Source organism: Kitasatospora sp. NPDC058063 (assembly GCF_042885395.1).
Classification (GTDB): domain Bacteria; phylum Actinomycetota; class Actinomycetes; order Streptomycetales; family Streptomycetaceae; genus Kitasatospora; species Kitasatospora lactacystinica.
Genome location: NZ_JBHVSD010000010.1, coordinates 242,946 through 262,626, shown reverse-complemented (window position 1 = coordinate 262,626; position 19,681 = coordinate 242,946). Strand labels below are relative to the sequence as shown.

Below are 19,681 nucleotides of genomic sequence, written 5' to 3'. Positions count from 1 at the left end.
CACCCGGAGTACCCCCGTGCCCTACTGGACCAGAAAGGCGGCCGGCGCGCTGGCCACGCTCTGGCTCGCCTCCGTCGCCGTCTTCCTGCTGCTCCGCCTCGCCCCCGGCGACCCGGTGTCCGCCGCGCTCGGCGCCGAGGCCGACCAGGAGCAGCGCGACCGGCTCGCCGACAGCCTCGGCGTGGACCGGCCGATGCCCGTCCAGTACCTGGGCTGGCTGCACGGGCTGCTCACCGGCGACCCCGGCAGCTCCTTCCACTACCGGGAACCGGTCACCCGCCTGATCGGCCAGAGCGTCGGCAGCACCGTCCAACTCGCCCTCGCCGCCGGCCTGCTGATGCTGGTCCTCGGCCTGCTGCTGGGCGTCGCCCTGGCCTCCGAGCGGCGCGGCCGGCTCGCCCGGGTGCTCGACCCGGTGGCCACCGCCCTGCTGGCACTGCCCGTGTACGTCACCGCCGTGCTGTTCGTCTTCGTCTTCGCGGTGCTGCTGCGCCTGCTGCCCGCCGGCGGCGAGCGGGACCTGTTCGCCGCGCCGGACCTCGCCGTCCAGTACCTCGCGCTGCCCGCGGTGGCGCTCGCGCTGCCGGGCTCGGCGGTGCTGGCCCGGCTGCTCGCCACCGAGCTGCGCCGCACCCGCCAGGAGGAGTTCGTGCTGACCGCCGTCGCCAAGGGGGCCTCGCCCCGGCGGGTCCTGGCCCGCCATGTGCTGCCCAACAGCCTGGCGCCGTTCTTCGTCGAGTTCGGCCTGCACCTGGGCGAGCTGCTCGGCGGCGCGGTGGTCGCCGAACAGCTCTTCGCCCGGCACGGCCTCGGCCAGCTGCTGCTGGACGCCATCAACCAGCGGGACTACCCGGTCGCCCAGACCCTGATCATGCTCGCCGTCGCCGTCGCCGTGCTCGTCCAGCTCGGCTCGGAGCTGCTGGTCGGCCGGCTCGACCCGCGGATCGCCCGCGCCGGCACCGGGGAGGACCGGTGACCGCCACGACCACCCCCGCAGTGCGCCGCCGGCGGCTCGCCCCGCCCGCGCTCCCGGCCGCGCTGCGCACCCGGCGCGGCCGCACCGGCGCGCTCCTCGTCCTCCTGGTGGTGCTGCTGGGGCTGCTCGGCCCGCTGCTGGCCGCGGACCCCTACCGGCAGGGCCCGGACGCCCTGGCCGGGCCGTCGGCGGCCCATCTGCTGGGCACCGACGAGGTCGGGCGCGACCTGCTCGCCCGCGCGCTGGCCGGGATCCGCACCGAGCTGCTGGTCTGCCTGCTGGCCGTCCCGGCGGCCGCCGTGCTCGGCACCGCGCTGGGACTGCTCGGCGGGCTGAACCGGCTGCTGGGCGAGGCCGTCCAGCGGCTGTTCGACCTGCTGCTGGGCCTGCACGGCGTCCTGCTCGGGCTCGCGCTCGCCCTGCTGGTGCGCCCCGGAACCGGCACGGTGGTGGCCACCATCGTGCTCAGCGCGCTGCCCTCCTTCGGCCGCCAGGCACGGGCCGCGCTGCTCGGCCAGCTGGCCCGCGACCACGTGGTGGCGGCCCGGGTGCTCGGCGTGCCGCGCGGCCGGATCCTGCGCCGCCACGTGCTGCCGAACGTCGTCGACGCCACCACCGCGCTGCTGGCCGTGGCGATGGCGCACGCCGTCAAGACCGAGGGCGGACTGAGCGTGCTGGGCCTCGGCATCCAGCCGCCCGCCCCCTCGCTCGGCACGATGATCAACACGGGCTCCAAGTACCTCTTCCTCCACCCGGGTTACGCCCTGGCGCCGGTCCTCCTGCTCGGCCTGCTGGTGTTCGGCCTGACCCTGCTCGCCGACTCGTTCAACCGGGAGAGACTGCGGTGACCACGACTGATCCGGTGACCACGACCGATGCGGTGGCCACGACCGGGACCGACCGGGCCCCGACCGCCGCCGCGGTGCCGGGCCCGCCGCTGCTGGAGGTGCGCGGCCTGCGCGTCACGGCGGGCGGCGGCGAGGCGGTGCGCGGGGTGGACTTCACCGTGCGGCCGGGCGAGATCCTCGGCCTGGTCGGCGAGTCCGGCTCGGGCAAGACCCTCACCGCGCTGGCCGTCAACCGGATGCTGCCGCCGGGCTGCCGCACCACCGGCGGCACCGTCCGGTTCGACCGCACCGACCTGCTCGCCCTGCCCGAACCCGCCGTACGCGCGGTGCGCGGCCGACGCATCGGCATGGTCTTCCAGGACCCGCTGGCCCACCTCAACCCCCGGATGCCGGTCGGCCGCCAGCTCGCCGAAGCGGCCCTGGTGCACGGCGCGAGCCGCCGGGCCGCCCGCGACCGGGCGCTCGAACTCCTCGACCTGGTCGGCATCGCCGAGCCCGCGCGCCGCTACCGCGACCGGCCGCACGAGTTCTCCGGCGGCATGCGCCAGCGCGTGCTGATCGCCATGGCGATGGCCAACCGCCCGGACCTGCTGATCGCCGACGAGCCGACCACGGCGCTCGACCCGAGCACCCGGGTGGAGATCCTGGACCTGCTGGTCCGGCTTCGTGACGAGACCGGCACGGCCGTCCTGCTGATCACCCACGACCTCGGCGTGGTGGCCCGCAGCTGCGACACCGTCCAGGTGATGTACGCCGGACGGATCGTCGAACGGGCTTCCACCGCGCACCTGTTGGCCGCACCCCGGCACCGGTACACCGCCGGGCTGCTGGCGGGCGTGCCCCGGCTGGACGGTCCGCCCGGTGCGCCGCTCGCCGTCATCGGCGGACGCCCGCCGGCGGCCGGCCGGGCTCCGGACGGCTGCGCCTTCGCCCCGCGCTGCGCGGCCGCCGACGACCGCTGCACGGCCTCGGTGCCGCAGTGGACCGGCGCGGCCGACTCCGGCTTCGCCTGCCATCTCCCGGTGTCCCAAACCGTGGTGACGGAACGTCGGAACAGTGGGCCGAGACGGTCGGAGCGGTCCGCCGAGCCCGTCCTGGTCGCCGACGGCCTCACCGTCCGCTACGGCCGCCGCCGACCGCCGGCCCTGGAGGGCGTGAGCCTGAGCGCCGCGCCCGGCCGGGCGGTCGGGGTGATCGGCGAGTCCGGCTCCGGGAAGTCCACCCTGGCCCGCGCGCTGCTCGGGCTGGTGCGCCCGCAGACCGGGACGGTGCGGGTGGACGGCCGGTCCTGGGTCGAGGCCGACCGCGCCGAGGAACGCGAGCTTCGCCGCCGGGTGCAGTTGGTCTTCCAGGACCCGTACGCCTCGCTCAGCCCCCGGATGACGGTGCGCGAGGCGCTGACCGAACCGCCGGCCGCCCACGGGCTGCGGGACCGCGACCCGCGCGGGCTGTGCGAGCTGGTCGGCCTGCCGGAGGCGGTGCTGGACGCCCGGCCGCACCGGCTCTCCGGAGGCCAGCGCCAGCGGGTCGCGATCGCGCGGGCCCTGTCCGTCGGCCCGCAGGTGCTGGTCGCCGACGAGCCGACCTCCGCGCTGGACGTCTCGGTCCAGGCGCAGATCCTCAACCTCTTCGCCGAACTGCGCGAACACCACGGCGTCGGGCTGGTGTTCATCTCGCACGACCTCGCGCTGGTCCGGCACCTGTGCGACGACGTGCTGGTGCTGCGGCACGGCCGGGTCGTCGAACGGGCTCCCGCCGCCGAGCTGTTCGCCGCCCCCGCCCACCCGTACACCCGGGAGCTGCTGGCCGCCGCCGGCGCCCCCGGCCTGCCCCGCCCATGACCGGACTCTGGAGCCCCATGCCTGCCGTGCCCCCTTCGCGTCGCCAACTCCTGCTCGGCACCAGTGCGGTGGCCGCGCTCTCGGTGCTCGGACCGGCCACCGGTGCCGCCGCCGCGCCGACGGGCCGGCCGTCGAACGGACCGGACGTGACCGAACTCGGCCCCGGGAACAGCGACTTCCCACTGATGAGCGCGACGCTGATCGGCGACACCCTGTGGATCGGATCGCGCAACCTCGCCCCGGCCCGGGTGATCGGCCACCACCTGCCGACCGGCCGGGTCACCGCCACCGTCGAGCTGCCCACCGGCAACTTCGTCCAGGGCTCGGCCGCCCGGGACGGCGTGCTCCACCTCGGAGTCACCGACGCCCCGGGCGCGGCCAACCTCTACCGCTACGACGGCACACTGACCGCGCTCGGCAACGTCCCCGGCGCCGACGTCCGCGACGTGGCCGTCGCACCGGACGGGACGGTCTACGCGACCGGACGGCAGAAGGGCCGGGCCGCCGGTCCCGGCCTCTATGCCTGGAGCCCGGCCACCGGCGCCGTCACCGAGGTCGCCTCCCCGGCGCCGGGTGCCACCCAGGGCCGCGCCGTGGCGGCCACCGCGACCCACGCCTACCTCGGCGTCGGCAGCAACCTCGCCGGCGGCGGCGGAGCGACCCGGGCGAGCCTGTACGCCGTCGAGCGGGCCACCGGCGCCGTCACCGACATCACCCCGCCCGACCTGCGCGGCGACACGATCATCCGCCGGATCACCGTCCTCGGCGACGACCTGCTGGCCGTCTCCACCGAGGGCGCGCCCGCCCACGTCGCGCTCCTCGACCCGGCCGGCCACCGGGTGCTGCGCTCCTTCGCCGTCCCCGGCACCAAGAGCGTCACCAACTTCCAGCGCCGCGGGGACACCCTCTGGTTCACCTCCACCGAGCACGGCGTGCTGTGGCGCCACGACCTCGCCACCGGCGCCCTCGACCAGCTCGCGGTGCCCGTACCGGACGGCAACTCCTGGGGCCTCGGCCGGCTCGGCGACACCCTGGCGGGCGTCACCGAGGGCAGCACCGTCTGGACCCTGGACCTCGGCACCGGGACCGTCACCACCCGGGACCTGGTCGAGGCCGGCGCGCCCGCGGCCCCCCAGCTCGGCATGTCGGTGGCGGCCCGCGCCGGGCGGGTGTACGTCGGCGGCAACGGCTCGATCGCCCTGCACGACCTGGCCGCCGGCACCGTCCGCAAGCTCCCGGTTCCGGGCGAGGCCAAGGACACCCTGGTCCTCGACGACGGCACCCTCTACCTCGGCGTCTACTCCTCGCAGGGCATCTGGCGCTACCGGCCGGGCGTCGACCGGGCACCGGTCGAGGAGGCGGCGCTGCCCCAGGAGCAGAACCGGCCCCAGGTGATCCGCCGGGACCCCGACAGCGGCCTGCTGCTGCTCGGCGTCCAGGCCGACACCACCGGCGGCGGCTCCTTCGTCACCTACCGCCCGGGCAGCGGCCGGCCCACCGTGCACACCGACCCGCTGGGCCCGGAGCAGATGGTGCGCGCCGTGGCCGCCGGGCGCGGACAGGCCTTCCTCGGGGGCGACAACGCCCGGCCCACCGGCCCGCGCGGCGACCTGGCCGGCTGGGACCCGGTGGCCGGCCGCGAACTGTGGCGCACCGCGACCGACCTGGGCGCGGGCGTCAGCAGCCTGGCCGTGCACGGGCACACCCTGTACGGGCTCACCGTGAACGGCCGGGCGTTCACCGTCGACCTGCGGGGCTCCGGGAGGCGCGGGTTCACCCCCGTGATCGGGCGGCGCGCCGACCTGGGGGCGGTGTCCGGCGCCAACCCGCGGCTGCTGGCCCTCGGCGGGGCCCTGTACGGGGTCAGCGAGCGCACCCTGTTCCGGCTGGACCGCGTCACCCTCGCCGCGACCGTGCTGGTCGAGCTGGACGCCGAGTGGTACAGCGGCGCCCGGCTGGCCGCGGACGAGGACGGGGTGCTCTACACGCTGCGCGGGCGCGAACTGATCGCCGTCCGGCCGTAGACGGCGGGGGAGCCGTAAACGGCGGGGGAGGGGCCGGCCCGGGTGGGCCGGCCCCTGCGCGTCAGTGCGCGGCGTGCGGCTCCCCGGTGGCCTGCGGCTTCCCGGCGGCCTGCGGCTCCTCGGCGGCCGACGGTTTCCCGGTGGCCCGCGGGACGAAGCGCGCGAACGGGTCGGCGACCTCCGCGCAGTGCTCGGACAGCAGGGCCCGGAAGCGGTCGAGCAGTGCCGCGTGCCGGGCGTCGACCGCGAGGTTGACCAGTTCGCCGGGGTCGGCCGCGAGGTCGAAGAGCTGCTCCCGGTGGTCGCCCCAGGCGTAGCACACGTACTTGTGCCGCCCGGCGCGGACCATCCGGCCCAGGGCGTTGTTGAAGCCGGGGATCTCCCAGCGGGTCTCGACCACCACACTGTCGTGCGGCCGCGAGGCGCGGACGCTGCGGCCGGGCAGCCCGTCGGGCCCCTCGATGCCGGCCAGGTCGCAGAGCGTCGGGATGAGGTCCAGCCCGGCCGCGACCAGCCGTTCGTCGACGGCGCCGGCGGCCACCCCGGGCGCGGAGACCACCAGGGGCACCCGCACGCACTCCTCGTACAGGGCCCACTTCTGGTTCCAGCGGTGGGCGCCCGCGCCGTCGCCGTGGTCGGAGCTGAACACCACCACGGTCCCGCGGTCCGTGCCGCGCTCCGCCAGGGCCTCCAGCAGCAGTCCGATGTGCCGGTCCACCCGCTCCACCAGGGCGTAGTAGGCGTGCCGGTAGCGGCGCCAGTCGTCCTCCCGCCACTCGGCGGTCGGGTGGGTGTGCGGCTGGGCCAGCCGGGCCAGCCGGGGCAGCGCCGGACCGTACGGCCCGACCGGGAAGTTGGCGGGCAGCGGCGGGAGTCGCGGGACGGGCGGCGCGGGCGGGAGCGGACCGGTGCGCGGGTCCTGGCCGCGGGCCCACTCGCAGATGCCGTGCGGCTCCAGGAAGGAGGCGACCAGCAGGAACGGCCGCTCGCGCGGGGCGCGGACGAACTCCGCGGCCGCGCGGGCGAGTCCGGCGTCGTCCCCGCCCGCCGGGTGGATCCGGCGAAAGCCCCGGTCCGCGGGCAGGTCGAGCTCGGGCAGGTGCCACTTGCCGCCGTAGCCGCAGTCGTACCCGGCCTCGGTGAACAGCCGTCCGAGCAGCGGGTCCTCGGGGCCGCCGGTGTTGCCGGTCACGCCGACCGTGCTGGGCAGGCGGCCGGTCATCAGACTGGCCCGGGAGGGGGTGCAGAGCGGCTGGGCGCAGTAGGCGTTGGGGTAGCGGGTGCCGGCGGCGGCCAGCGCGTCCATCGCGGGGGTGCGCAGGTACGGGTTCCCGGCGGCGCTCATCGCGTCGGCGGTCTGCTGGTCGGTCAGGATCAGCACCACGTCCGGGCTGCTCCGGTCCAGGGGGTCGGGCACGGGTCAGGCCATCCGTTCGTAGGTGTGCGGGTCCAGCGCCCGGCGCAGCGGCGCTCCGCGCAGCCAGCGCTCGAACTCCTCGACGACCAGATCGCCGAGGCGGCGGCGCTCCAGCCCGCGGCTGCCCGCCAGGTGCGGGGTGACGACGACGTTGGGCAGGGTGAACAGCGGGGAGCCGGGCAGCGGCGGCTCGGGGTCGGTGACGTCCAGCACGGCGAAGAGGTCCGGTCGTTCGGCGAGGACGGCCAGCAGCGCGGGCTCGTCCAGGACGGCTCCGCGCGAGGTGTTGACCAGGGTGGCGCCGGGCTTCATCGAGGTCAGCAGCCGTCGGCCGACCAGGCCGCGGGTCCCGGGCAGCAGCGGGGTGTGCACGCTCACCACGTCGGCGGTGGCGAAGAGTTCCTCCGGGCCGACGGCCCGGACCCCGGGCGGCGGCGCCGGGGTGTACGGATCGTGCGCGAGGACCTCGACGTCGTAGCCGCGCAGCATCTCGCAGACCAGCCGCCCGGTCGCGCCGAGCGACAGGACGCCGACGGTGGAGCCGTACCCGCCCGGGGTGCGGGCGGCCGGGACGGCGGCGCGGGCGGCCCGGGCGGCGAGGACGTGGCGCCAGCCGCCCTTGAGGGCGTAGACGATCTGGGCCACGGTGAACTCGGCGACCGGGACGGCGTTGGCGTGCGCGGCGGTGACGATCGGGATGCCCGCCGCCCAGAACGCCTCGCCGGCGATCCGGCGCACCGAGCCGGCGGCGTAGAGCACCAGTCGCAGGCGGGGGAGCCGGGCCAGGGCGGCGGCGTCCAGGACGGGGCCGCCCCAGCCGGTGAACAGCACCTCGACGTCGCGCAGCGCGTGCGGTGCGGCGGCCAGCCGTTCGGCGCTCCACACCCCGTCGGGCGAGGCCGGGTCGGCCAGCACCTCGGCCCGGGCGGCGACCCGGGCGCGCGCCCGGGGGCCGTACACGTCGGGGAAGCGCTCCGGGTCCATCGCGAAGGCGGCGGTGGGCATCCGGTTCTCCTCGGGTCGCTGACGCACAAGGAGTTTCTATCACAGTGAGAAATAGTGGGGGTTTCGTCGCGCCGGCGTCGTGCCGGGTCGTGCCCGTGCCGCGTGGCCCGCGGGCATCGTGCCCGTGCCGCGTGGCCCGCGGGCCTCAGCGGGTGATGAAGGTCGCCCCGTCCGCGAGCCGCACCGCCGCCGAGGCCGCGCCGACCAGCTCGGTGGTGGTGCTGTGCACGACCACCAGGCGCGGCAGCACCGGCACCCGCCCCTGCAGCCGGCTCTCGATCGCCGCCGGGAGCTCGCCCCCGCTCTCCCAGAACAGCCGCCCGCCCAGGGCGATCAGCTCCGGCGCCAGCACCGCGCTCAGGTTGGCCACCACCAGCGCCAGGTCGTCGGTGAGTTCGCCGATCAGCCGGACCGCCGCCGGATCGCCCTCGCGGCCCAGCCGGAACAGGCCCGCCACCCGCTCCGCCGGGGTGCCGGACACCGTCAGGCCGGCCTCGGTGATCCGCCGGTCCACCGCGTGGTCGCCGATCCTCGCCTGGGTGTCGCCGGTCCGTCCGAGCGGCCGGTCCAGCGCCGCATGGCCGGACATCAGATGGCCCAGCGCCCCGGCCGCGCCCAGCCGGCCGCGGTGCAGCCGGCCGTCCAGCACGATCCCGGCGCCGACCTCGATGCCCACCACAACGGCCGCCAGGTCGCCCACGCCGGACGCGGCCGGCGACTGCCGCACCGCCAGCGCGACCAGGTTGACGTTGCTCTCGACCGCCACCGGGACGCCGTAGCGCTCCTGGAGCAGCACACCCAGCCGCAGCCCGGGCCAGTCCAGGGCGGGCGCGAACTCCACCAGCCCGGTGCGGTCCCGGACCACCCCGGGCACGCCCACGACGAGGGCGCGCGGCGCCCCCGCGTGCCGCCCGGCCCAGTCCCGCAGGCCGTCCACCAGCGCGAGCAGGGGGCCGGTCAGGTCGCCGGCCGCGATCTCCCGCGGCCGGTCCGGGCCGGGGAACGCCCAGTGGTGCTCGGCCTCGTGCAGCACCGTGCCGTCCAGGGCGGCCACCACGCCGACGATCCGGCGCGGGCGCATCGCGATCGCCAGCACGGTCTGCGCGCGGGCGTTGTACCGGATCAGCTGCGGCGGCCGGCCCCCGCTGGACGGCGCCCGTTCCGTCTCCACCTCCACCAGCCCCTCGGCGCGCAGCACCTCGACCAGCCGGTGCACGGTCGCGGTGCTCAGCCCGCTCTCGGCGGCCAGTTGCTGCCGGGACAGCGTGCCGTGCCGCCGCAGCACCTCCAGCAGGACGGTCTGGTTCACCTGGGCGACGGTCTGCGTCGTGGCGGTGGCGGGGGTACGGCTCGGGGGCATCGCGGGCTCCTCGGCCCGGGTCGGGCCCGGGCGGTCAGGACTTTGTCTCAGCTTGAATATATCCTTGGCCCGGCCGTCCGGAGCCGCCCGACAAGCCATGGAGCCGCCATGCCGCTCGCCTACTCCACGCTCGGCGTCCCCGGGCTCCCGCTGGCCGAGGCCGTCCGGCTCGGCGCCGACCACGGCTGGGACGGGATCGAACTGCGCTGCGCCGAGGGCGAGTCCGTCCACCCGGCGATGACCCCCGGGGAGCGCCGCGCCGCCGCCCGCACCCTCCGCGCGCACGGCCTCACGCCCCTCGCGCTCGCCTCCTACGTCGGCGTCGCCGCCCCCGGACCGGACGCCCCGGTGACCGACGCGCTCCGCTCCCACCTGCGGCTCGCCGCCGACCTGGGCGCGGGCGCCGTGCGGGTCTTCCCGCGCGGCGGCGACGGTCCGCGGGCCGAAGCCGACGACCGGGGCGCCCGGCGGCTCGCGGCGGTCGCGCGGGAGGCCCGGGCGCTGGGCGTCCGGGTGCTCGTCGAGACCCACGACTCCCACCGGGGCGGACGGGCGGTGGCCGGGCTGCTGGCCCGCGTCGCCCACCCGTCCGTGGGCGCCCTGTGGGACCTGATGCACACCCACCTCGCGGGCGAGACGCCCGCCGAGACCCGGGCCGCGCTCGCCCCGTACCCCGGCCACGTGCAGGTCAAGGACATCGCCGGCCCGCACGACCTCACCCCGCTCCCGCTGGGCGCCGGCGTCCTGCCGATCACTGACTGCCTGCGCCTGCTGCCGCCCGGCGCCTGGGTCTGCTGGGAGTACGAGGCGCCCTGGCACCCGGCGGCCGCCCCGCTGCCCCCGCTGCTCGCGTCCGGCGCGGCCTTCCTCACGGCAGCGGTCGAAGGAGTGCCGGGGCAGGGAGCCGTACCTGACGGGGCGTGATCGGTACGAAGCGGTCCGGGCGTTGCCGTTCGGTGACACGGAATGCTCCATTCCGTCGACTGTTCGCACTAGTTTCGAATTGCACCCGGCGCCCGCCCTCCGGCCCACACAGGAGGGACGACCCGCACCGGATGCTCCTCACCCGTACTGCGCTCAGGAGAACCCGCATGCCCCTCTCGACGATCCGCCGCGCGACCGCCACCCGTACGCTCGCCGGAACCGTCCTGGCCGCGGCCCTGCTGGTTCCCGCCGCGACGGCCTGCTCTCCCACGGACACCCAGGGCTCGGCCGCACCGGCCACCGCCCCGCCCGCTGCCACCGCACCGGCCACCACCCCCGCCGCCACGGCACCGGCCACGACGCCCGCCGCGTCCGGCACGCCCGCCACGCACGCGGCCACCGCCCCGACCGCCGCCCCCACCGGGCGCGCCGCGACGACGCCGGGCACGCCGCCCAAGACGGCCCCGGGCGTCCGCACCGAGACACTGGTGGACGGCAGCACGGCCGAGATCAAGGACCTCGGCAACATGCACTACGTCGCCAGGATCCTCAACAAGGGTCAGGTCCTCGCCACCATGGAGACGAAGGAGCACGACGACGGACTCGACGCCAACGGCATGTTCGTCATGCTCTCGCTGGACGGCCGGATCCACTCCTGGATGGGCGGGAGCCACCAGGGACCGGGCACCTTCAAGCTGGCGGGCGGCTGGACGGCCAAGGTCACCAAGCTCGGCGAGCTCCGGTACCGCGCGGAGATCCTCGGCAACGACAATGCCGTGTACGGCACGCTGGAGACGGACCAGCACGACGTCGGCGTCGACGCCAACGGCATCTCCATCGTGCTCTCCGCCGGCGGTGAGATCAGCGCCCACGCGTGAGCGCGCGGGGCCCCGCCCCGCGAGGCGCGCACCCCGACTCCGCGCCCTGATCCGACGCCATCCGCCCCGGCCGTCCCGGGGGTGCCGGCGGCGGGTTGGTGGCGCGGGGGAGCCGGTGCATAGGGTGGGGCCGATGTGTCGCCGTACCCGTGGAGAATCCGATGAATTCGACCCCTGTTTCCGACGGCCTTCTCCCGGTCGGGGTGATCGGGCTCGGTGACATCGCGCAGAAGGCGTATCTGCCGGTGCTCACCGCGCTGCCCGGGCTGGACGTCCGGCTGATGACCCGGGACGCGGCGAAGCTGGACCGGATCGGCGAGGCCCACCGGATCGCCCCCGAGTACCGCTTCACCGACCTCGGCGCCCTGATCGGCAGCGGGATCCGGGCGGCGTTCGTGCATGCCGCGACCAGTCAGCACGTGCCGATCGTGGAGCAGTTGCTCACCGCCGGGGTGGACGTCTACGTCGACAAGCCGCTCGACCAGACCCTGGACGGCGCCCGCCGGCTGGTCGACCTCGCCGACCGCACCGGCCGCTCGCTGATGGTCGGGTTCAACCGCCGCCACGCGCCCGGCTACGTCCAGGCCAAGGAGCGCCCGCGCGATCTGATCGTGCTGCAGAAGAACCGCGAGGGCCTGGCCGAGGCGGCACGCCCGCTGGTGTTCGACGACTTCATCCACGTGGTGGACACCCTGCGCTTCCTGGTCCCCGGCGAGATCGAGCACGTGGACGTCCGCTCGCGGGTCCGCGACGGCCTGGTCGAGCACGTCGTCCTCACCCTGGCCGGCGACGGTTTCACCGCCCTGGGCATCATGAACCGGGTCTCCGGCTCCACCGAGGAGGTGCTGGAGGTCTCCGGCGGCGACTCCAAGCGCGAGGTGCGCAACCTGGCCGAGGTGGTCGACCACCGCGGCCAGCCGACCGTCCGCCGTCGCGGCGACTGGGTGCCGGTGGCCCGTCAGCGCGGCATCGAGCAGTGCGTGCTGGCCTTCCTGGCGGCCGTCCGCGCCGGGCACACTCTGGACGCCCATGACGCGCTGCGCACCCACGAGCTGTGCGAGCTGGTCGTGGAGCGGATCGGGGCTTCCTGGGAGTCGGCTGGGAGCGGGCTGTGAGGATCCTGGGCTGACCTGGTGTCAAGTCATCTCCGGGGAACCGACAGTTCACCGGCAGGGTCTTGTCGGGGCATTTTCTACGCGCGTATCTTGAGGGGCGCCGCGGGGGGTGGGTGTCCGTCCCCCGCTTCTTCTCTACGCGAGTAGCGCGCGCTCGAAGCGCGCCTCCGCCCGGACCGCCGTGCCACGCCAGTGCCGCACGACGGAGCTAGGAGTCCAGCCCCGGTGACCACCGCCCCCGCACCCCGCCCCCGCAGAGCCCTGCTGCGCGCCGCCCTGATCCCGGCCTCGCTGGCCGCCTCGCTGGTGCTCGTCCCGCTGCCGGTGGCCAACGCCGCCGCGCCCGCGACCCCCGCCCCGACCGAGGTCGGCCCGCTGCGGATCCACGACATCCAGGGCGGCACCCGGATATCCCCGCAGGCCGGCAAGCCCGTCACCGGCGTGCCCGGCATCGTCACCGGCGTGCGCGCGTACGGCAGTTCCAAGGGCTTCTGGCTCCAGGACCCGAACCCGGACGCCGACCCGGCCACCAGCGAGGGCGTCTTCGTCTTCACCGGCGGCAACCCGACCGTCAAGGTCGGCGACTCGGTCCTGGTCAGCGGCAAGGTCACCGAGTACTACCCGAACTTCAGCGGCGGCTCGCAGTCCCTCACCGAGATCTCCGCCCCGGGCGTCACCGTCCTGTCGGCCGGCAACCCGCTGCCCGCCCCGGTGGTCGTCGACACCCGCAACATCCCCGGCACCTACGCCCCGCCGGCCGGTGCGGACGGCTCCGTCGACGGCGTGGCGCTCAACCCGGAGAAGTACACCCTGGACTTCTACGAGTCCCTGGAGGGCATGCTCGTCCAGGTCAAGGACGTCCGGGTGATCCAGGCGACCGACAAGTACAACGAGCTGTGGGTCGCCGCCGACCGCCAGGACCAGCGCAGCAAGCGCGGCGGCGCCCTGTACGAGTCCTACCGCGAGCCCAACGTCGGCCGCCTGATGATCCAGCAGCAGGCCGCGGTCACCCAGCAGCCCTTCCCGGTCGCCAACGTCGGCGACGAGCTGACCGGCACCACCACCGGCCCGCTGGACTACAACAACTTCGGCGGCTACACCCTCGTCGCCGGCACCATGGGCACGCTGAAGGACAACCACCTCCAGCGCGAGGTCACCGCCCAGGCGACCGACCGCGAGCTCACCCTCGCCACCTACAACGTGGAGAACCTGGCCCCGGGCAACCCGGACGCCAAGTTCGCCGAGCTGGCCCAGGGCGTCGTCACCAACCTGCGCTCGCCCGACATCGTCGCCCTGGAGGAGATCCAGGACAACAACGGCGCCAAGAACGACGGCACGGTGGACGCGAGCCAGACCGTGGCCAAGTTCATCGCCGCGATCAAGGCGGCCGGCGGCCCGGCCTACGACTGGCGCTCGGTCGACCCGCAGGACGGCAAGGACGGCGGCGAGCCCGGCGGCAACATCCGCCAGGTGTTCCTGTTCAACCCGCAGCGGGTGTCCTTCACCGACATCCCCGGCGGCGCCGCCACCTCCGCCGTCGGCGTGACCGGCACCGGCGCGAGCACCGCGCTGACCGCCTCGCCCGGCCGGATCGAGCCGAACGACGAGGCCTGGACCAACAGCCGCAAGCCGCTGGTCGGCCAGTTCTCCTTCCGCGGCAAGAAGGTCTTCGTCATCGCCAACCACTTCAACAGCAAGGGCGGCGACCAGGGCATCGACAGCCGCTTCCAGCAGCCGGTCCGCAGCTCCGAGGTGCAGCGGATCAAGCAGGCCACCGTGGAGCAGGCCTTCGTCGCCCAGCTGCTGGCCGCCGACAAGGAGGCCAAGGTCGTCTCCCTCGGCGACTTCAACGACTATCAGTTCTCGCCCGCGCTCGGCGCGCTCACCAAGGACGGCGTGCTGCGCGACCTGGTGAACGAGCTGCCGGAGACCGAGCAGTACTCGTACGTCTACCAGGGCAACTCCCAGGTGCTGGACCACATCCTGGTCAGCCCCGAGGTCGGCTACGCCAAGTACGACGTGGTGCACATCAACGCCGAGTTCGCCCAGCAGGCCAGCGACCACGACCCGCAGGTGGTCCGCATCAAGCCGTAGGGCCGCACGGAGCCGTAGGGCCGCATCAAGCCGTAGGGCCGCACGGAGCCGTAGGGCCTCGGGAATCCGGGGGCCCCGGCACGGCTATCCTGCCTCCGCCGCCGGTGATCACCGGCGGCGGAGGCAGTGTCGTGCGACGAGGAGACCATGGACTACCGGATCGAGCGGATCGGGCGCGCGGACTGGCAGCGCCTGCGGAAGGTGCGGCTGGCCCAACTCCTCGACACGCCCCTGGCCTTCGGCGAGACCCACGAGGACGCGAGCCGCCACGGCGAGGGCGAGTGGATGGCCCGGTGCGGCTGGGTCAACGAGCCCGACCGCCTCGGCCTGGTCGCGGTGGACGCCGCGGGGGAGTGGGTCGCCACCATGCTGTCCGTCCCGAACCGGAGCCAACCCGGCGCGCTCGACCTGATCGGCGTCTGGGTGGACCCGGCGCACCGCGGCCGGGGCCGCGGCGTCGCCGACGCCCTGCTGGACGCGGTGCTCGCCTGGGCGCGGGTCCGGGGCGCCGGGCGGATGCTGCTCGGGGTGCACGAGGCGAACCCCCGCGCCGCCGCCTTCTACCTGCGGCGCGGGTTCGCCTACACGGGACAGGAGACGCCGTACGTGCTGGACGCCTCGGCGCGGATCCTGGAGATGGCGCTCCCGCTCGACCGGGCGGGAGCGGATCGGCCCCGGTAGGGACCGGCCCGGGCGCGGCTCGGCCCAGGTGCCCGGGTGCCCAGGTACGGCTCAGCCCAGGTACTGGGCCAGCGCCTCGCCGGTCAATGTGGAGCGGGCGGCGACCAGGTCCGCCGGGGTGCCCTCGAAGACCACCCGCCCGCCGTCGTGGCCGGCCCCCGGACCGAGGTCGATGATCCAGTCGGCGTGCGCCATCACCGCCGGGTGGTGCTCGATCACGATCACCGACTTGCCGGACTCGACCAGCCGGTCCAGCAGCCCGAGCAACTGCTCGACATCGGCCAGGTGCAGCCCGGTGGTCGGCTCGTCCAGCACGTAGACGCCGCCCTTGTCCGCCATGTGCGTGGCCAGCTTGAGCCGCTGCCGCTCGCCGCCGGACAGCGTGGTGAGCGGCTGGCCCAGGCTGACGTAGCCGAGCCCGACGTCGGCGAGCCGCTCCAGGACGCGGTGCGCGGCCGGGAGCTTCGCCTCGCCCGAGCCGAAGAACTCCTCCGCCTCCGTCACCGACATCGCCAGCACCTCGGCGATGTCCCGCCCGCCCAGGCGGTACTCCAGCACCGCCGGCTGGTACCGCTTGCCCTCGCAGTCCTCGCAGGTGGTGGCCACCCCGGCCATCATCGCCAGGTCGGTGAAGACCACCCCGGCGCCGTTGCAGGTCGGGCAGGCGCCCTCGGAGTTGGCGCTGAACAGGGCCGGCTTCACGCCGTTGGCCTTGGCGAAGGCCTTTCGGACCGGTTCGAGCAGCCCGGTGTACGTGGCCGGGTTGCTGCGCCGGGAGCCCTTGATCGCCCCCTGGTCGACGGAGACCACGCCCTCCTCGCGCGGGATCGAGCCGTGGATCAGCGAGCTCTTGCCGGAGCCCGCCACCCCGGTCACCACCGTGAGCACCCCGAGCGGGACGTCCACGTCCACGTCCCGCAGGTTGTGGGTGCCCGCGCCGCGGATCTCCAGCTTCCCGGTGGGCTTGCGGACGTCCTCCCGCAGCGCCGTCCGGTCGGACAGGTGACGGCCGGTCACCGTGCCGCTGGTGCGCAGCCCCGGCACGTCGCCCTCGTAGCAGACCGTGCCGCCGGCCGTGCCCGCCCCGGGGCCGAGGTCGACCACGTGGTCGGCGATCGCGATGGTCTGCGGCTTGTGCTCCACCACCAGCACCGTGTTGCCCTTGTCCCGCAGGCGCAGCAGCAGCCGGTTCATCCGGTCGATGTCGTGCGGGTGCAGGCCGGTGGTGGGCTCGTCGAAGACGTAGGTGGTGTCGGTGAGCGAGGAGCCGAGGTGGCGGATCATCTTGACCCGTTGGGCCTCGCCGCCGGAGAGGGTGCCGGAGGGGCGGTCGAGCGAGAGGTAGCCGAGGCCGATCTCCACGAAGGAGTCCAGGGCCTGCCGGAGCGTGCCGAGCAGCGGCGCCACCGAGGGCTCGTCGAGGTCGCGGACCCAGGCGGCGAGGTCGCTGATCTGCATCGCGCAGGCGTCGGCGATGCTGATCCCGGCGATCCGGGAGGAGCGGGCGGCCGCGCTGAGCCGGGTGCCTTCGCAGTCGGGGCAGGAGGTGAAGGTGACGGCCCGCTCCACGAAGGCCCGGATGTGCGGCTGCAGCGCGTCCTTGTCCTTGGACAGCATCGACTTCTGGATCTTGGGGATCAGGCCCTCGTAGGTGAGGTTGACGCCGTTGACCTTGACCTTGGTCGGCTCCCGGTACAGGAAGTCCCGCATCTCCTGCTCGGTGAACTCGCGGATCGGCTTGTCCGGGTCGAGGAAGCCCGAGTTGGCGTAGACGCCGACCGTCCACCAGCTGTCGGTCTTCCAGCCGGGGATGGTGAACGCGCCCTCGGAGATCGACTTGCCGTCGTCGTACAGCTGGGTGAGGTCGATGTCCGAGACGGTGCCGCGGCCCTCGCAGCGCGGGCACATGCCGCCGGTGATGCTGAAACTGCGCTGCTCCTTGACCGTCCTGCCGGCGCGCTCGACGGTGACGGCGCCGGCGCCGCTGATCGAGGGCACGTTGAAGGAGAAGGCCTTGGGGGAGCCGATGTGCGGGGTGCCGAGACGGCTGAAGAGGATGCGCAGCATCGCGTTGGCGTCGGTGGCGGTGCCGACGGTGGAGCGCGGGTCGGCGCCCATCCGCTGCTGGTCGACGATGATCGCGGTGGTCAGGCCTTCGAGGACGTCCACCTCGGGGCGGGCCAGGGTGGGCATGAAGCCCTGGACGAAGGCGCTGTACGTCTCGTTGATCAGCCGCTGGGACTCGGCGGCGACGGTGTCGAAGACCAGCGAGCTCTTGCCGGAGCCGGACACCCCGGTGAACACCGTCAGCCGGCGCTTGGGGATGTCGACGCTGACGTCCTTGAGGTTGTTCTCCCGTGCGCCGTGCACGCGGATCAGGTCATGGCTGTCGGCGAGGTGCGGCTGCGCGTCCGTCCGCTCGGTCATCGTTCTCTTCGCTCCCTGGCTCTCGGCGGTCTGTGGAGGGGCCTGCTGGGCGGGCCCGCCCCGCGGCCGCCGTCGGTGTGCTCGAACCGTTCGATCCAACCATCGATCCGGCCGGGATCGAACGGGTTTCGGGTGCGGCCGACGAGGGGCGGGGCGGGCCCGGTGCCCGCGGGTCCGGCTCAGCCCAGTTCGTTGAAGCGGACCATGTTGCCCGCCGGGTCGCGGAACGCGCAGTCGCGGACGCCGTACGGCTGCTTGGTCGGCTCCTGGACCAGCTCGGCGCCGCCGGACTTCAGCCGGTCGTAGACGCCGTCCAGGTCGCGGGTGCCCAGGACGACCCGGGCGAAGGTGCCCTTGGCCATCATCTCGGTGATGGTCCGCTGCTCCTCCTCGGTGCGGCCCGGGTCGGCGGACGCCGGCTCCAGCACCAGGGAGACGTCGGGCTGGCCGGCGGGGCCGACGGTGATCCAGCGCATCGGGCCGCCGCCGACGTCGCTGCGCACCTCGAAGCCCAGCAGATCGCGGTAGAAGGCGAGGGAGGCCTCGGGGTCGGTGTGGGGGAGGAAGGTCCAGTGAATGGTGATGTCGCTCATGACTGCAACGCTAGGCGCGCACCCCGGCCGGACGCTTCTCGAATCCTGATCGGTCCGGGCGGCCGCGAAATCTCCTCGGGGGAAAGCGGCCGTGCCGGCCGCGGCCCCAGGGGAGGGGCTGCGACCGGCACGGCCGGAACGGGTCCTGAAACGGGTTCTGAACAGGCCCTAGCAGTCGGGGATGGTGGTGCCGTTGTTGTCCTTGGCCACGTCGCTGCCCCACCGGGACAGGTAGTAGGCGGACACCCACTGGCCGGCGGGGCCGCCGTCCGAGTCGGTCTTCAGCCACCAGTGGTTGTAGCCGGCGCCGCCGGAGACCTCGCGGCCCCAGGCCTTGCAGTAGACGTAGTTGGTCCCCTGGTACAGCGTCCCGGTGGCGTTGGTGGAGGTCGGCGAGGCGTAGACGTTCGCGGTGGCGTTGGTGTCCACCCAGTACTTGCCGGTGGCGGGCGGGGTGCCGCCGCCCGGGCAGTCGGGGATGGTGGTGCCGTTGTTGTCCTTGGCCACGTCGCTGCCCCACCGGGACAGGTAGAACGCGGACACCCACTGGCCGCCGGGGCCGCTGTCCGGGTCGGTCTTCAGCCACCAGTGGTTGTAGCCGGCGCCGCCGGAGACCTCGCGGCCCCAGGCCTTGCAGTAGACGTAGTTCGTGCCCCGGTACAGCGTTCCCGTGCTCGTGGTGGAGGTCGGGGAGCCGTACACCGGCGCGTTGGCGTTGGTGTCCACCCAGTACTGGCCGCTGTTCGACGGAGGCGGGGTGGTGGGCGGCGTCGTCGGGGAGGTGCTGCCGGGGCCGTACAGCCGGATCGCGCCGTAGTAGTCGCCGTGCGAGGAGAGCGGCGCCACCTGGACGTAGCCGCCGGAGTAGGGGGCCTCGACGATCCAGCCCTGCCCGAGGTACATCGCGACGTGGTGGATGGTGGAGGCGATGTTGCCGAAGTACACCAGGTCGCCGGGGAGCAGCGGCGCGGTCCCGTCCGCCCGGTAGTAGCGGGCGACCGCCCGGGAGGTCGGCCACTGGGTCCGGGTGGTGCCGTTGATGACGTCCGCGCCGACCGCCAGGTCGTAGGCGTAGCGGACCATGCCGGAGCAGTCCAGGCCCCGGACGTTGCAGTCGTTGGGGGCGCCGTTGGCGGGGTCGCAGAGGCCGTACGTCGGACCGGGCTGCGAGCCGTGGCCGCCGCCCCACGAGTACGGGGTGCCTATCAGCCCGCACGCGGAGCGGACGGCGGCGGTCGCCTGCGGCGCCGCGCCGGTGGAGAGCACCCCGCAGGCGGGTGCCGCCTGAGCGGCTCCGGCCCCGGCGAAGAACACGCCGACCGACACCAGCACCGACAGCAGAGCCGCCCACCGCAGGGGGGCGACCAGCCACCGCGACAGAAGGTTTACGCGCGTAGTCATGGTCGCGAATCTTTCCGGAGGCGCTGACTCCGGGTCAATGGTTCGGCGGCACACGGATCCTGGGGTTCCGGTAGTTGCCGGTTCGCTGGTCACGGGC

The 19,681-nt window shown here is 74.5% G+C and carries 15 protein-coding genes; 9 read left to right on the top strand and 6 right to left on the bottom strand.

Annotation, left to right across the window (positions count from 1 at the left end):
• Window positions 1–16 precede the first annotated feature (16 nt).
• Genes ACFVUY_RS19905 through ACFVUY_RS19890 form a run of 4 tightly spaced genes read left to right on the top strand, consistent with a single transcriptional unit; the run spans window position 17 to window position 5,689 of the window.
• Entirely contained in the window at window positions 17–976 is a 960-nt protein-coding gene (locus ACFVUY_RS19905) for an ABC transporter permease (RefSeq protein ID WP_387687030.1), read from the top strand.
• Window positions 973–1,824 carry an ABC transporter permease gene (locus ACFVUY_RS19900; protein ID WP_387731506.1) on the top strand — a complete coding sequence of 284 codons (852 nt, stop codon included), beginning with the start codon at window positions 973–975 and terminating at the stop codon, window positions 1,822–1,824. The genes ACFVUY_RS19905 and ACFVUY_RS19900 overlap by 4 nt, the downstream gene beginning before the upstream one ends.
• Window positions 1,821–3,665 (top strand): dipeptide ABC transporter ATP-binding protein, encoded by a 1,845-nt coding sequence (locus tag ACFVUY_RS19895; RefSeq protein WP_387731503.1) that lies wholly within the window; start codon window positions 1,821–1,823, stop codon window positions 3,663–3,665. Before ACFVUY_RS19900 ends, ACFVUY_RS19895 begins: the two co-directional genes overlap by 4 nt.
• 26 nt (window positions 3,666–3,691) lie before the next feature.
• Complete coding sequence (locus ACFVUY_RS19890; RefSeq protein WP_387731500.1) at window positions 3,692–5,689, top strand: hypothetical protein; 1,998 nt, start codon at window positions 3,692–3,694, stop codon at window positions 5,687–5,689.
• 61 nt (window positions 5,690–5,750) lie between these two features.
• Here ACFVUY_RS19890 and ACFVUY_RS19885 read toward each other — a convergent pair whose 3' ends face one another.
• The 3 genes from ACFVUY_RS19885 to ACFVUY_RS19875 all read right to left on the bottom strand — a co-directional run bounded on the left by ACFVUY_RS19885 (window position 5,751) and on the right by ACFVUY_RS19875 (window position 9,471).
• Window positions 5,751–7,106 (bottom strand): sulfatase, encoded by a 1,356-nt coding sequence (locus ACFVUY_RS19885; RefSeq protein ID WP_387731497.1) that lies wholly within the window; start codon window positions 7,104–7,106, stop codon window positions 5,751–5,753.
• A 3-nt stretch (window positions 7,107–7,109) separates the two neighbouring features.
• The gene (locus ACFVUY_RS19880) at window positions 7,110–8,111 is read right to left on the bottom strand and encodes a hydroxyacid dehydrogenase (RefSeq protein WP_387731494.1); all 1,002 of its coding nucleotides are present in this window, start codon (window positions 8,109–8,111) and stop codon (window positions 7,110–7,112) included.
• A 145-nt stretch (window positions 8,112–8,256) separates the two neighbouring features.
• Complete coding sequence (locus ACFVUY_RS19875; RefSeq protein ID WP_359911216.1) at window positions 8,257–9,471, bottom strand: ROK family protein; 1,215 nt, start codon at window positions 9,469–9,471, stop codon at window positions 8,257–8,259.
• 108 nt (window positions 9,472–9,579) lie between these two features.
• Here ACFVUY_RS19875 and ACFVUY_RS19870 point away from each other — a divergent pair, with 108 nt between their 5' ends.
• The 5 genes from ACFVUY_RS19870 (at window position 9,580) to ACFVUY_RS19850 (ending at window position 15,163) form a co-directional block, all read left to right on the top strand.
• Window positions 9,580–10,395: a sugar phosphate isomerase/epimerase family protein gene (locus ACFVUY_RS19870; protein WP_387731491.1), complete on the top strand. Its 816-nt coding sequence runs from the start codon at window positions 9,580–9,582 to the stop codon at window positions 10,393–10,395.
• 167 nt (window positions 10,396–10,562) lie between these two features.
• Window positions 10,563–11,273: a hypothetical protein gene (locus ACFVUY_RS19865; protein ID WP_387731488.1), complete on the top strand. Its 711-nt coding sequence runs from the start codon at window positions 10,563–10,565 to the stop codon at window positions 11,271–11,273.
• A 161-nt stretch (window positions 11,274–11,434) separates the two neighbouring features.
• Window positions 11,435–12,388 carry a Gfo/Idh/MocA family protein gene (locus tag ACFVUY_RS19860; protein ID WP_387731485.1) on the top strand — a complete coding sequence of 318 codons (954 nt, stop codon included), beginning with the start codon at window positions 11,435–11,437 and terminating at the stop codon, window positions 12,386–12,388.
• A 225-nt stretch (window positions 12,389–12,613) separates the two neighbouring features.
• Window positions 12,614–14,482 carry an endonuclease/exonuclease/phosphatase family protein gene (locus ACFVUY_RS19855; RefSeq protein WP_387731483.1) on the top strand — a complete coding sequence of 623 codons (1,869 nt, stop codon included), beginning with the start codon at window positions 12,614–12,616 and terminating at the stop codon, window positions 14,480–14,482.
• 147 nt (window positions 14,483–14,629) lie between these two features.
• Entirely contained in the window at window positions 14,630–15,163 is a 534-nt protein-coding gene (locus ACFVUY_RS19850) for a GNAT family N-acetyltransferase (RefSeq protein WP_359915054.1), read from the top strand.
• Between the two features lie 51 nt (window positions 15,164–15,214).
• Here the strand turns inward: ACFVUY_RS19850 and ACFVUY_RS19845 are convergent, their stop codons facing one another.
• From ACFVUY_RS19845 to ACFVUY_RS19835, 3 genes are all read right to left on the bottom strand, one after another.
• Complete coding sequence (locus tag ACFVUY_RS19845; RefSeq protein ID WP_387687053.1) at window positions 15,215–17,590, bottom strand: ATP-binding cassette domain-containing protein; 2,376 nt, start codon at window positions 17,588–17,590, stop codon at window positions 15,215–15,217.
• A 179-nt stretch (window positions 17,591–17,769) separates the two neighbouring features.
• The gene (locus tag ACFVUY_RS19840; RefSeq protein WP_387731480.1) at window positions 17,770–18,183 is read right to left on the bottom strand and encodes a VOC family protein; all 414 of its coding nucleotides are present in this window, start codon (window positions 18,181–18,183) and stop codon (window positions 17,770–17,772) included.
• 168 nt (window positions 18,184–18,351) lie between these two features.
• Window positions 18,352–19,584, bottom strand: coding sequence for a C40 family peptidase (locus ACFVUY_RS19835; RefSeq protein ID WP_387731478.1), 1,233 nt, complete (start codon window positions 19,582–19,584; stop codon window positions 18,352–18,354).
• Window positions 19,585–19,681 lie beyond the last annotated feature (97 nt).

Excerpts from the sequence above, each read along its gene's own strand:
- ACFVUY_RS19875 (WP_359911216.1), bottom strand. The coding sequence starts at position 9,471 with ATGCCCCCGAGCCGTACCCCCGCCACCGCCACGACGCAGACCGTCGCC.
- ACFVUY_RS19880 (WP_387731494.1), bottom strand. The coding sequence starts at position 8,111 with ATGCCCACCGCCGCCTTCGCGATGGACCCGGAGCGCTTCCCCGACGTG.
- ACFVUY_RS19835 (WP_387731478.1), bottom strand. The coding sequence starts at position 19,584 with ATGACTACGCGCGTAAACCTTCTGTCGCGGTGGCTGGTCGCCCCCCTG.
- ACFVUY_RS19840 (WP_387731480.1), bottom strand. The coding sequence starts at position 18,183 with ATGAGCGACATCACCATTCACTGGACCTTCCTCCCCCACACCGACCCC.
- ACFVUY_RS19865 (WP_387731488.1), top strand. The coding sequence starts at position 10,563 with ATGCCCCTCTCGACGATCCGCCGCGCGACCGCCACCCGTACGCTCGCC.
- ACFVUY_RS19850 (WP_359915054.1), top strand. The coding sequence starts at position 14,630 with ATGGACTACCGGATCGAGCGGATCGGGCGCGCGGACTGGCAGCGCCTG.
- ACFVUY_RS19860 (WP_387731485.1), top strand. The coding sequence starts at position 11,435 with ATGAATTCGACCCCTGTTTCCGACGGCCTTCTCCCGGTCGGGGTGATC.
- ACFVUY_RS19845 (WP_387687053.1), bottom strand. The coding sequence starts at position 17,590 with ATGACCGAGCGGACGGACGCGCAGCCGCACCTCGCCGACAGCCATGAC.
- ACFVUY_RS19870 (WP_387731491.1), top strand. The coding sequence starts at position 9,580 with ATGCCGCTCGCCTACTCCACGCTCGGCGTCCCCGGGCTCCCGCTGGCC.